Annotated in this window: 13 protein-coding genes; 8 read left to right on the top strand and 5 right to left on the bottom strand. The window is 64.7% G+C overall.

Features of this window, described 5'->3' with window-relative positions; all coding sequences use genetic code 11:
* Positions 1-2: 2 nt before the first annotated feature.
* The 7 genes from ACF8C6_RS13105 to ggt all read left to right on the top strand — a co-directional run bounded on the left by ACF8C6_RS13105 (position 3) and on the right by ggt (position 6,654).
* Positions 3-1,433, top strand: coding sequence for a coniferyl aldehyde dehydrogenase (locus ACF8C6_RS13105; protein ID WP_392499698.1), 1,431 nt, complete (start codon positions 3-5; stop codon positions 1,431-1,433).
* Positions 1,434-1,457: 24 nt separating this feature from the next.
* The gene (locus ACF8C6_RS13100) at positions 1,458-2,003 is read left to right on the top strand and encodes a twin-arginine translocation pathway signal protein (RefSeq protein ID WP_392499697.1); all 546 of its coding nucleotides are present in this window, start codon (positions 1,458-1,460) and stop codon (positions 2,001-2,003) included.
* A 40-nt stretch (positions 2,004-2,043) separates the two neighbouring features.
* The gene (locus ACF8C6_RS13095) at positions 2,044-3,636 is read left to right on the top strand and encodes a GMC family oxidoreductase N-terminal domain-containing protein (RefSeq protein ID WP_392499696.1); all 1,593 of its coding nucleotides are present in this window, start codon (positions 2,044-2,046) and stop codon (positions 3,634-3,636) included.
* The gene (locus tag ACF8C6_RS13090; RefSeq protein ID WP_392499694.1) at positions 3,633-4,004 is read left to right on the top strand and encodes a phosphopantetheine adenylyltransferase; all 372 of its coding nucleotides are present in this window, start codon (positions 3,633-3,635) and stop codon (positions 4,002-4,004) included. Before ACF8C6_RS13095 ends, ACF8C6_RS13090 begins: the two co-directional genes overlap by 4 nt.
* A 67-nt stretch (positions 4,005-4,071) precedes the next feature.
* A complete protein-coding gene (coaD, locus tag ACF8C6_RS13085; RefSeq protein WP_392499692.1) occupies positions 4,072-4,551 on the top strand; it encodes a pantetheine-phosphate adenylyltransferase in 480 nt (159 codons plus the stop codon).
* Positions 4,552-4,644: 93 nt separating this feature from the next.
* Complete coding sequence (locus ACF8C6_RS13080; RefSeq protein ID WP_068827545.1) at positions 4,645-4,896, top strand: YfhL family 4Fe-4S dicluster ferredoxin; 252 nt, start codon at positions 4,645-4,647, stop codon at positions 4,894-4,896.
* A gap of 63 nt (positions 4,897-4,959) precedes the next feature.
* Positions 4,960-6,654 (top strand): gamma-glutamyltransferase, encoded by a 1,695-nt coding sequence (gene ggt, locus ACF8C6_RS13075; protein ID WP_392499691.1) that lies wholly within the window; start codon positions 4,960-4,962, stop codon positions 6,652-6,654.
* Between the two features lie 31 nt (positions 6,655-6,685).
* Here the strand turns inward: ggt and ACF8C6_RS13070 are convergent, their stop codons facing one another.
* The 4 genes from ACF8C6_RS13070 to ACF8C6_RS13055 all read right to left on the bottom strand — a co-directional run bounded on the left by ACF8C6_RS13070 (position 6,686) and on the right by ACF8C6_RS13055 (position 9,417).
* Positions 6,686-7,024: a multidrug transporter gene (locus tag ACF8C6_RS13070; protein WP_392499690.1), complete on the bottom strand. Its 339-nt coding sequence runs from the start codon at positions 7,022-7,024 to the stop codon at positions 6,686-6,688.
* 84 nt (positions 7,025-7,108) lie between these two features.
* Positions 7,109-7,687, bottom strand: a complete 579-nt coding sequence (locus ACF8C6_RS13065; RefSeq protein WP_392499689.1) for a lysophospholipid acyltransferase family protein — start codon at positions 7,685-7,687, stop codon at positions 7,109-7,111.
* A gap of 44 nt (positions 7,688-7,731) precedes the next feature.
* Complete coding sequence (gene mutM, locus ACF8C6_RS13060) at positions 7,732-8,544, bottom strand: bifunctional DNA-formamidopyrimidine glycosylase/DNA-(apurinic or apyrimidinic site) lyase (protein WP_392499688.1); 813 nt, start codon at positions 8,542-8,544, stop codon at positions 7,732-7,734.
* Positions 8,545-8,604: 60 nt separating this feature from the next.
* Positions 8,605-9,417 (bottom strand): HDOD domain-containing protein, encoded by an 813-nt coding sequence (locus ACF8C6_RS13055; RefSeq protein ID WP_277689759.1) that lies wholly within the window; start codon positions 9,415-9,417, stop codon positions 8,605-8,607.
* A 190-nt stretch (positions 9,418-9,607) separates the two neighbouring features.
* Between ACF8C6_RS13055 and ACF8C6_RS13050 the strand changes: the two genes are divergently transcribed.
* The gene (locus tag ACF8C6_RS13050) at positions 9,608-10,804 is read left to right on the top strand and encodes a class I SAM-dependent rRNA methyltransferase (RefSeq protein ID WP_277689672.1); all 1,197 of its coding nucleotides are present in this window, start codon (positions 9,608-9,610) and stop codon (positions 10,802-10,804) included.
* Between the two features lie 143 nt (positions 10,805-10,947).
* Here ACF8C6_RS13050 and ACF8C6_RS13045 read toward each other — a convergent pair whose 3' ends face one another.
* The gene (locus ACF8C6_RS13045) at positions 10,948-11,784 is read right to left on the bottom strand and encodes an alpha/beta hydrolase (protein ID WP_277689673.1); all 837 of its coding nucleotides are present in this window, start codon (positions 11,782-11,784) and stop codon (positions 10,948-10,950) included.
* Between the last annotated feature and the right edge of the window lie 464 nt (positions 11,785-12,248).

Raw genomic sequence — 12,248 nt, 5'->3', positions numbered from 1 at the left:
CCATGGTTGCCGACGTCGCCTACCTGCAACAAAACCAACAACAGATCGATGCCCTGGAACCACTGCTGGCCGCGCAGCGCGCCGCCTTCCGCGCCAACCCCATGCCCAGTGCCGAGCAGCGCCTGGCCTGGCTGAAGACCCTGCGCGAGCTGATCCACCAGGAAAAGGACGCGCTGATCGCCGCGCTGCACGCCGACTTCAGCAACCGCGCCGAAAGCGAGACCATGCTGGCCGAGATCATGGCCAGCCTCAACGGCATCCACTACGCCCGCAAGAACCTGAAGAAGTGGATGAAGCCGTCGAAGCGCTCGGTGGACATGTCCTTCCAGCCGGCCAAGGCCAAGGTGATCTACCAGCCGCTGGGTGTGATCGGCGTGATCTCGCCGTGGAACTACCCGCTATTCCTCGCCTTCGGCCCGCTGATCGGCGCCTTGTCCGCCGGCAACCGGGTGATGATCAAGATGAGCGAGGCCACCCCGGTGACCTCGCAGCTGGTCAAGGACATCCTGGCCAAGGCCTTCCCCGAGGACCTGGTCGCCGTGGTGCTGGGCGAGGCCGAAGTCGGCCAGGCCTTCTCCCGCCTGCCCTTCGATCACCTGCTGTTCACCGGCGCCACCAGCATCGGCAAGCACGTAATGCGCGCCGCCGCCGAGAACCTGGTGCCGGTGACCCTGGAACTGGGTGGCAAGTCGCCGGCGATCATTTCCGCCGACGTGCCCATGGCCGACGCCGCCGAGCGCATCGCCTTCGGCAAGACCATGAACGCCGGGCAGACCTGCGTGGCCCCGGACTACGTGCTGGTGCCGGAAGGTCGCGTGGAGGAGTTCGTCGACACCTACCGCCAGGTGGTGCAGCGCTTCTATCCCACGCTAGCAAACAACCCGGACTACACCGCCGTGATCAACGAGCGTCAGCTGAACCGCCTCAAGGGCTATATCAGCGACGCCGAGAGCAAGGGCGCGCAGGTCATCCGCCTGTTCGACAAGGATCAGGATCGGCGCATGGCCCAGTGCCTGCTGCTGAACACCACGGACGAGATGAAGGTAATGCAGGACGAGATCTTCGGCCCGCTGCTGCCGGTGGTGCCCTATCGCGGCATCGAGCAGGCCTTCAGCTACGTCAACGACAGGCCGCGCCCGCTGGCGCTGTACTACTTCGGCTACGACAAGGCCGAGCAGGAGCGCGTACTGGTCGAGACCCACTCGGGCGGCGTGTGCATCAACGACACCATGCTGCACGTGGCCCAGGACGACATGCCGTTCGGCGGCGTCGGCCCCTCCGGCATGGGCCATTACCATGGCCACGAGGGCTTCCTCACCTTCAGCAAAGCCAAGGCGGTGCTGATCAAGCAGCGCTTCAACGGCGCGCGTTTGATCTACCCTCCTTACGGCAAGCCGCTGCAGAAGTTGATCCAGAAACTCTTCCTTCGCTGATTAGCTCACGGGGCCATAACAACAATGACCGATACCCCCACCAACACCGTGTCGCTGTCGCGACGCGGCCTGCTCAAGGTCGGTCTGCTGGGCGGCGCCCTGCTCGGCACCGCCGGCCTGGCTGCCAGCCTCAGCGGCTGCTCGTCACCGGCGGCCGCCAGCGGCTTCGCCATCCTGCGCGAGAGCGACCTGGTTTTTCTGCGCGCACTGATTCCGGTGCTGCTCGACGGCGCCGTGGCCAGCGGCAATATGCCGGCGGCGGTGGATGCCACCCTGCTGGGCATCGACCAGAGCCTCGACCATGTCTCGCCGGAGCTGCTCAAGCTCACCCAGCAACTGTTCGACGTGCTGGCCATGGGCGCCACCCGTGGCCCGCTGACGGGCATCTGGCGCAACTGGGACAACGCCAGCGCCGCCGAGATACGCCAGTTCCTCGACCGCTGGGAACACAGTTCGCTGGAACTGCTGCGCATGGGCCACGAATCGCTGGTCAAGATGGTGCTGATGTCCTGGTACGCCCGGCCGCAATCCTGGGCTCACTGCGGTTACCCCGGCCCACCCACGGTCTGACTGCCGCCATACCTACAAGAACTAGAAAGAGAGACCGAAGATGCCTGTACCCGACAGTTTCCGCGAAGGCCTGGCCCGAGGCTGGATCACCTATGACGGCTCCAGTCTGGAGCAGGACCTGCTACTGGAAGCCGATGTCGCCATCATCGGTAGCGGCGCTGGCGGCGGCACCACCGCGGAGATCCTCAGCGCTGCCGGCTACAAGGTGCTGCTGATCGAAGAAGGCCCGCTGAAGACCAGCAGCGACTTCAAGATGCAGGAAGCCGACGCCTATCCGCAGCTGTACCAGGAAGGCGTCGGGCGCATGAGCAAGGATGGCGCCATCATCATCCTGCAGGGCCGTGCCGTCGGCGGCACCACCCTGGTCAACTGGACCTCCAGCTTCCGCACCCCGGAGCCGACCCTGCAGCACTGGGCCGAGGCCCATAACGTCAAAGGCCACAGCCCGGCCGAAATGGCCCCCTGGTTCGAGCAGATGGAGCAGCGCCTGGGCGTCACGCCCTGGGCCATTCCACCCAACCCCAACAATCAGGTGATCAAGGACGGCTGCGAAAAGCTCGGCTACGCCTGGCACATCATCCCGCGCAACGTGCGCGGCTGCTGGAACCTGGGCTACTGCGGCATGGGCTGCCCGACCAACGCCAAGCAGTCGATGCTGGTCACCACCATTCCCGCCACCCTGGACAAGGGCGGCGCCCTGCTCTATCTGGCCCGCGCCGAACGTCTGATCCACGACGGCGAGCGCATCAGCGGCCTGGAATGCGTAGGCATGGACGCGCGCTGCGTAGCGCCCAACGGCCGGCGCATCATGGTCAAGGCACGACACTACGTACTGGCCGGCGGCGGCATCAACAGCCCAGCGCTACTGATGCGCTCCGAGGCGCCTGACCCACACCAGCGGGCCGGCAAGCGCACCTTCCTGCATGTGGTGAACTTCTCCGCGGCGCAGTTCGAGCAGGTCATCAACCCGTTCTACGGCGCCCCGCAGTCGGTGTATTCCGACCAGTTCCAGTGGGACGACGGCACCACCGGGCGCATGTCCTACAAGCTGGAAGTGCCGCCGCTGCAGCCGGCACTGACCTCCACCCTGCTCGGCGGCATCGGTCAGGACAATGCCCAACGCATGGCCCAGCTGCCGCACACCAACGTACTGCTGGCACTGATGCGCGATGGCTTCCACCCAGAAAGCGCCGAAGGCACGGTTGAGCTACGTGGCGACGGCACGCCGGTGCTCGACTACCGCATGACCGACTACAGCTGGGACGGCATCCGCCGCGCCTTCCACAGCATGGCCGAGATCCAGTTCGCCGCCGGGGCCAAGGCCGTCATGCCACTGCATGCAGCCGCTGGCTACGTGAAGAACCTGGGTGAAGCCAAGACGCTGATCGACAATCTCGATCTGCGCCTGTTCCAGACCCGCCTGGGCAGTGCCCACGTGATGGGCGGCTGCGCCATGGGCGAAGACCCGAAAATGGCAGTCACCGACAGCCTGGGTCGCCACCACCAGCTGGAGAACCTCTCGATCCATGACGGCTCGCTGTTCCCCACCAGCATCGGCGCCAACCCGCAGCTGTCGATCTACGGCCTGACCGCGAAGCTCGCCACGCTGCTGGCCGAGCGCCTCAAGGCATGAGCAAGCTGATCGGCGCCCTGCTGCTGGTGGCCGGCATCATTCACCTGCTGCCGCTGATCGGCGTGCTTGGCGGCGATCGGCTCAACGCCCTCTACGGCCTGGCGCTCGATGAGCCCAACCTGCAGATCCTCATGCGCCACCGTGCGGTGCTCTTCGGCCTGCTCGGCGCGCTGCTGGTGGCGGCCGCCTTCGTTCCCGGCCTGCGCGGCCTGGCCCTGCTTGGCGGCCTGATCAGCGTTGTCAGCTTCCTCCTGCTGGCCTGGAGCGCACCGCTCTACAACGAGGCTTTACGCCGAGTGGTGGTGGCCGACTGGGTGGCCCTGGCCTGCCTGCTACTGGCCCTACCCCTGCACCTGCGCACGGCCTGAGGCTTTTCCCTGAGCAAAGCGCTGCGCTACCATCCGCGACTCTTACCGCTCCGAGCAGGACGAGACGATGAATCGAGTGTTGTACCCGGGCACCTTCGACCCGATCACCAAAGGTCACGGCGACCTGATCGAGCGCGCCTCGCGCCTGTTCGACACCGTGATCATCGCGGTCGCCGCCAGCCCGAAGAAAAACCCGCTGTTCCCCCTGGAACAACGCGTCGAGCTCGTGCGCGAAGTCACCAAACACCTGCCCAACGTCGAGATCGTCGGCTTCTCCACCCTGCTCGCGCACTTCGTCAAGGAACAGAACGCCAACATTCTCCTGCGCGGCCTGCGCGCGGTATCGGACTTCGAGTACGAGTTCCAGCTGGCCAATATGAATCGCCAGCTGGCGCCGGACGTTGAGAGCATGTTCCTCACCCCGTCGGAGAAGTACTCCTTCATCTCCTCGACCCTGGTGCGCGAGATCGCCGCCCTCGGTGGCGACATCACCAAATTCGTTCATCCGGCCGTGGCCCAGGCACTGTCCGAGCGGTTCCAGCGCTGATCTGCGCATGACACCGGGCTCGCCAATCCGGCACAATTCGCCCCACTGAATGCCTGAAAACGCCATGCCCAAACGCATGGCTGGAGTTGCCCGATGTCCCTGAAAATCACCGACGACTGCATCAACTGCGACGTCTGCGAGCCCGAGTGCCCCAACGGCGCCATTTCCCAGGGTGAGGAGATCTACGTGATCGACCCCAACCTGTGTACCGAATGCGTCGGCCACTACGACGAACCGCAATGCCAGCAGGTCTGTCCGGTGGACTGCATCCCCCTCGACGAGGCCAACGTCGAGAGCAAGGACGAGCTGATGCAGAAGTACCTGATCATCACCGGCAAAGCCTGATCGCCCCACTCTCGCACGATCTCCGCTAGGCTGTTGTTCCCAGCCCGCGGATTGGTCGAACGCATGCTCAGAACCGCCCTTCTCTTCTGCCTGCTGCTCTGCACGAGCCTGGTGCAGGCAACCGACGGCAAGCCCAACCGGGCCGCCGTTGCCAGCGCACATCCGGCTGCCACCGTTGCCGGTCTGGAAACCCTGGCCCAGGGCGGCAACGCCTTCGATGCCGCTGTCGCCATTGCCGCGGCCCTCGCCGTCGCCGAACCCTATGGCTCTGGACTGGGTGGTGGAGGCTTTTTCCTGCTGCGCCAGGCGGGTGAGAAACCCGTCTATCGCTTCCTCGACGCCCGCGAGCGGGCGCCGCTCAGTGCCGACCCGGACCTGTATCGGCGTAACGGCCAGGTGCAACGCGAGCTGTCGCTGAACGGCCCACTGGCAGCGGCCATACCCGGCCTGCCCGCCGCCCTGGCCCTGCTCGCCGAGCGCTACGGCCAATTGCCCCTGGCCTACTCACTGACCCCGGCGATGCGCCTGGCCCGCGACGGCGTGGGCATCGACCCGATCTATCGCGAACGAGCCGAATGGCGCCTCGAAGCCATGCAGAAGGATGGTGAAACCGCGCGCATCTTTCTCGACCAAGGCCGCCTGCCGCCGTTGCACGGCCTGCTCCGCCAGCCCGAACTGGAACGTACCCTGCAACGTCTGGCGGACAACGGCCATAGCGGTTTCTATGGCGGCGAAACGGCACGTCGGCTGCTGGCAGGCGTGCGTGCTGCCGGCGGCATCTGGAGCGAGCGCGACTTGCGTGAATACCGCGTGGTCGAGCGCCAACCGCTGCGCTTTTCACTCGCCGACGGTCGCGAGCTGATCAGCGCGCCACCGCCCTCGGCCGGCGGCGTGACCATCGCCCAAAGCCTGGCCATGCTGCAACAACTGCCCTGGCAGAAGGCCGGCGACGTGCAACGCAGCCACTACGTGAGCGAAGTGCTGCGCCGCGCCTACCGCGATCGCGGCCTGCTAGGCGATCCCGACCAGGTGCGCAACCCGCTGGCTCAGCTGCTCGACAGCCATTACCTGCGCGACCTTGCCAAGGGCATTGAACTGCAATCCGCCACCCCCAGCAGCAGCCTGCCGCCGGCCCCTGCCTGGCGTGAGGGGGACCACACCACCCACTTCACCGTGATCGATACCCAGGGCAACGCCGTGACCGCCACCCTGTCGATCAACCTGCCCTTCGGCGCCGCCTTCACTGTGCCGGGCACCGGCGTCCTGCTCAACAACGAGATGGACGACTTCGCTGCCGACCCGAATGGCAGCAACGTCTACGGCCTGACTGGCAGCCAGGCCAATGCCATCGCCGGCGGAAAACGCCCGCTGTCGAGCATGAGCCCGACCTTCATCGAAAGCGACGCGGAACTGGCCTCCTTTGGCACCCCCGGCGGCAGCCGCATCCCCAGCATGGTGCTGCTGGCCGTGCTCGATTACCTGGACGGCAAGCCGGTACAACAGTGGCCGGCTACACCGCGTTACCACCACCAGTACCTGCCGGATGTCATCGAGTACGAGCCCGGCGCCTTCAGCGCTGGCCAACGCGCCAGCCTGGAGATGCGCGGGCACACGCTAAGCCAGGTCAACCGCCGCTATGGCAACCAGCAGGTACTGCTATGGCGCAAGCAGAACGGCCAGGTCGAAGCCGCCAGCGATCCACGAGGCGTTGGCCGCGCCGATTCCTGGCCGACCGAAAACCAAGAAGCCGGTCACTAGGCCGGCTTCTTGGTTACATGCGGGGGAAGAATCAGTCCTTCTTGTAGCCGCTCTCGGTGCAGCCCAGGCAACGCACGAAAGCAGCCATGCCCGGCTCAACCACCAGCGCTTCGCCGGCTTCCTTGACGTTGCCACCCAATGCAGTGAACGGCAGGCTGACCAGGAATACACCGGCGCCGATGATGGTGCCGGCGATCAGCAGCGGGCGGGCAATGACCAGGTCACCGACCATGGCATAGGCCGGTGGCGTTTGAATGGTGTAGGTCGGGTCGCCACTGGCGTTCTGCTGAGCCATTTCCGCCTGCGCCGGCAGTGCCAGCAGGCCAGTGGTCAGAGCCAAGACAGCGGCGGTGGTGCGAAACAGGTTCATGGCGCAGTCCTTCATTATGTGTAGTTATGGCAGAGCGTACGGCTAACTATAACAGCGCCTACGCAATTGTCAGCGTGAACGCCGTCAATCGCCGTGGAATGCGAACTGCGGCTTCTTCGGAACAAAGGGCCGGAAAAATGCCAACAGGGCACGCAGATCTGCTTCCGCATCCCCGCTGGGATAAAACGGAGAACCAATGACCACCCGCCGATTGGCAAAGTCCAGCGCCCCCGGCACGATGGGTACACCGGCCCCCACGGCGATGTGATAGAAGCCCATCTTCCAACGTTCCACTTTCTTGCGCGTGCCCTCCGGCGACAGCACCAGAATGAATTCAGGGTTGTCGCGAAAGCCCTGAATCGCCTGCTCCACCATGTTCAGACTCAGATGACGCTGGATAGGGATGCCGCCCCAGCTGCGCATCAGTCCGGCGAACGGCCAGCGGAAGATGCTGTGCTTGCCGAACCAGCGCGCATTCAGGCGCAGCACGAACTTCAGGGCGATGAAGATCACGAAGTCCCAGTTGGAGGTGTGGTGGGCACCGATGGCAACGAACTTGTCGAGCCTGGGCAGTTCGCCTTCGATGCGCCACCCCAGAAGGCGCAGTACGGTTCGCCCCAACCACTCGGCGAACGGGTTGGGCGGCAGGTAGTTGCCGGACATCTATTACCTCTTGTTATTGTTCTCGGCCGTTATTCTGACTGCGTTCAACGCTGGCATTTCGGGCAGTACACGCTGGCGCGCTGGCCCAGCTTCACCTCGCGCAGCGTGCTGCCGCACACCTTGCAGAACTGGCCGCCACGACCGTAGGCGAACAGCTCCTGCTGGAAATAACCGGGTTGGCCGTCGCCGCCGATGAAATCGCGCAGGGTCGTACCGCCACGCTCGATGGCATGGGCCAGGATGCGCTTGATCTCCAGCGCCAGCGCCATATAACGCGCACGGGAAATGGAGCCGGCGGCGCGGCGCGGGTCGATACCGGCGGCGAACAGGGCTTCCGTGGCGTAGATGTTGCCCACACCCACGACCACCGCGTTATCCATGATGAACGGCTTGACCGCCATGCTGCGACCGCGTGACAGCTGGTACAGGCGCTCGCCATCGAACAGGTCGGTGAGTGGCTCCGGGCCCAGCTTGAGCAGCAGTTCATGGTTGAGCGGATCATCGCTCCACAACAGCGCACCGAAGCGCCGCGGGTCGGTGTAGCGCAGCGCCAGCCCCGACTCCAGTTCGATATCGACATGCTCATGCTTGGCCGCGGGTGTACCCACCGGCACCAGGCGCAGGTTGCCGGACATGCCGAGGTGGCCGATCAGCGTGCCGCTTTCGGCCTTGATCAGCAGGTACTTGGCGCGCCGCTCGACACACTCGATGCGCTGGCCGGACAGGCGCACGTCGAGGTCTTCGGGAATCGGCCAGCGCAGGCGGCGCTCGCGCACCAGCACACGGCTGACGCGCTGGCCTTCAAGATGAGGGGCGATGCCACGACGGGTGGTTTCGACTTCGGGTAGTTCGGGCATGGAAAACTCGGGGTACTACGGAGCAGCCGCCACCCTAGCAGGAAGCTGGCGGGCAGGAAATCAGGCCACGCCCAGCTCGCGAATGCTTTCGCGCAGGTTCTCGAAGTCGTACTCGGACAGCCCCACGTACTCCAGCACCAGCTGCTGGATGCTGGCCCACTCGTGATCGTCTTCCTGGTTGCCCAGCACTTTGTAGCTGGAGCAGATGTGCTCAGCCATCTTGAGGATGGCCATCAGCGTCTTCAGCTGGGCGTCGCGGCCGCCCTCTTCCTCGAAGAAGGACAACGCGTTGTGGTGGTTGGCAATCGCCTCGCACAGGTGCAGCGGCAGGTTCCACGACTTGGCGGTGAAGTAGCCGACCACCGCGTGGTTGGTGTTGAGCAGGCGGTTCTCGGTGTCTACCACGCGGCGCTCGCTGCCGGCGTTGTAGTAGGCCTCTTCCAGCACCGTCATGTAGTTGGGGAAGCGCTTGAGCATCAGCGGGATGCCGCAGTTGTGGAACAGGCCCAGGGTGTAGGCCTCGTCCGGCGACTGGTAGCCGATGCGCTTGGCCAGGGTCAGGCAGGTGTTGGCCACGTCCTGGGCGGTATCCCAGAAGCGGTTGAGGGTGACGATGGCTTCGTCGGTCAGCTCACCCTTGATCGACTGGGCATTGATCAGGTTGATCACCGTGTCGCAGCCGAGCAGGTTGACCGCCTGCTGGATCGAGGCGATGCGGTTGGCCAGGCCGAAGTGCGGCGAGTTGACGATCTTCAGCAACGCGCCGGACAGACCGGGGTCCTGGCTGATCAGCTTGGCGATGGTCTTCAGGTCCGGGTTGGGCAGGAACTGCTCCATCTGCAGGTCGACCATGATCTGCGGTTGAGGCGGCACGCTGATGCCCTGCAGCACCTGGCGGATCTGTTCGGCGGAGAGTTCTTGAGCCATGACTGCGGCAACGAGAGAGGAATAGGAGATGGGTCACAGTTTAGCCAAAGCAATCTCGACTCTGCAGCCAACTTTTGTAAACGCCGCGCCCTCTCGTGAACGGCTATAATTCCGATCTTTTTGCCGGAGTAGCCCCATGTCCCTGCCCAGCCTGCGCCTCAAAGCCAACGCCGATCGCCGCCTGCGCGCGGGTCACCTGTGGGTCTACAGCAACGAGATCGATGTCGCCGCCACCCCGCTGAACCTGTTCCAGCCGGGCGACCAGGCCATTCTCGAAGCCGCTGGCGGCAAGTCGCTGGGCATCGTGGCGATGAGCCCGAACAACCTGATCTGCGCCCGCCTGCTGTCGCGCGACACCAAGCACGTGCTGGACAAGTCCCTGCTGGTACACCGCCTCAACGTCGCCCTGAGCCTGCGCGAACGCCTGTTCGACAAGCCCTTCTACCGCCTGGTGTACGGCGATTCCGACCTGCTGCCGGGCCTGGTGGTCGACCGCTTCGGCGATCACCTGGTGGTGCAACTGGCTTCCGCTGCCATGGAGCGCGCCAAGGACGCCGTGATCGAGGCCCTGGTGCAGGTGCTCAAGCCACGCGGCATCCTGTTCAAGAACGACTCCAGCGCCCGTGACGCCGAAGGCCTGGAGCGCTACGTCGATACCGCCTTCGGCGTGGTGCCGGAGTGGGTGGACCTGGAAGAGAATGGCGTGCAATTCCAGGCCCCGGTACTGGAAGGCCAGAAGACCGGCTGGTTCTACGATCACCGCATGAACCGCGCGCGCCTGGCGCCCTATGTGAAGGGCAAGCGCGTGCTCGACCTGTTCAGCTACATCGGCGGCTGGGGCGTACAGGCCGCGGCCTTTGGCGCCAGCGAAGTGTTCTGCGTGGATGCCTCCGGCTTCGCCCTCGATGGTGTCGAGCGCAACGCCACCCTTAACGGTGTTGCCGAGAAAGTCACCTGTGTGGAAGGCGACGTATTCGCCGCGCTGAGAGAACTGAAAGGCGCCGAGGAGCGCTTCGACGTGATCGTGGCTGACCCGCCCGCCTTCATCAAACGCAAGAAGGACATCAAGAACGGCGAGGCCGCCTACCGCCGCCTCAACGAAACCGCCATGCGCATGCTCAACAAGGACGGCATCCTGGTCAGTGCCAGCTGCTCCATGCACCTGGAAGAAGACCACCTGCAGAACATTCTGCTGACCAGCGCCCGACACCTCGACCGCAATATCCAGCTGCTCGAGCGTGGCGCCCAGGGCCCGGACCACCCGGTGCACCCAGCCATCGCCGAGACCCGCTACATCAAGAGCCTGACTGTGCGCCTGCTGCCCAACAGCTGAGTCCAGGCACTGATCCGTGGGAGCGGCTTTAGCCGCGATGCTTTTGCAATGCCCCATCGCGGCTAAAGCCGCGCCTACATGATCTCCCGATGATAATGAAAAGCCCCGCCCGCACCAGCGGATGGGGCCCAGGCATAACCCCGTCAGAAGCCCTTGCGCTTCACGGACCAGAGCGTGCTGGTACACAGGCGACAGAAAGTGCCGTTGAAGGTGCTGCTGGCGTTCGCGTCATTCATCAGCTGGTAGCGGAACCAGGCCGTGGAAGGCCCACGGTAGGCGCCACCGTCACCCACCGGCTCGAAGTGGCTGACGTAGCGGCGCTCACCCCAGAAGATCGGCTGATTGATGCGGTTGTATACCGGCTGGGCATTCAGGTAGGGAATGGCCAGCGTATCGCCACCTCCCGACATAAGGAACATCGGCCCTTTCTGCCTGCTCTGCGAGGCACTGTTGTGGCCCAGACCCAAGGTGTAGGGCTGAATCGGTGCCGTGGTACGCACGCGGTCGTCCTGGCCCGCCATGATCGAACCGCCGCCACCTTGGGAGTGACCCGAAGTACCGACACGACCGGCGTTGAGCTTGCCGGCATAGGTGCCGTAGCTGCTGCTGTTGGCCTGCACCAGGTAGGTCAGGCAGGCGAGCATTTCCTGGCCGGTACCGGCATCGGAAGTATCTGCAGCCGCCACCACAAAACCATGGCTGGCCCAGTGCGTCAGCAAAGCCCCGTAGGTCGCAGGCGTGGCGCCGGTGCCGTTACCCCACAGGATGATCGGATGGCGCACACCATTCTGCCCCAGGTTGCTGGGACGATAGATGCGACAGCCGGGGCCTTCGCTCTGGTTGGTCGTGGCATAGGGGCCACTGTTGTCGAAGCTGGAAACCGCCGGGAACGGCGTACCGGGCGTATCCGGCAGCGCTGCGATAGCAGAGCTGGACGCGAAGGCAAGGGCGGCCGCGAGGCCAAATTTGCGGTTGAGCATTGCAGGGTGTCCTCATTGTTCTTGTTGTTGATCAGGAGTCGCCACGGCCCTCCCGACCCACGTCATCGGACTAGGCTGCACTGCACTCATCCCTGAAACACGCTGGCGTTCGGCGCGCCCACCCTGGCACGCCGGCATGCACCCTACGTGACCATCCAGTCACCCCAACAATCGCCCGAATGGTGAAAGCCGACCGGCGGTACCGCACCAAAGCACGAGCCCTGGAGGCTGACTGAAGGCATACCACCTGACCGCCCGCGCAGCGCCAGCCTTTCCCAGACAGCGGCGGGCGGCGTAGAATCGAGCCATTCCTCGCCAACCATCCCCCGGCGGGCCCGTGAGCCCGGGCCGAACGAGCGGCGACCCCGTTTCGTCCTGCGGCCCCATCCGAACGTACGGCCATCTGCCGTTTGCATCCGGTCCAGTCGACGCTCACCATACGCACATCACCTGATTCAGCCGCA

The sequence above is a fragment of the Pseudomonas sp. zbq_18 genome, assembly GCF_043102245.1.
Classification (GTDB): domain Bacteria; phylum Pseudomonadota; class Gammaproteobacteria; order Pseudomonadales; family Pseudomonadaceae; genus Aquipseudomonas.
Note: the sequence above shows the minus strand (reverse complement) of the source record. Positions and strands in the feature narration are given on the sequence as shown.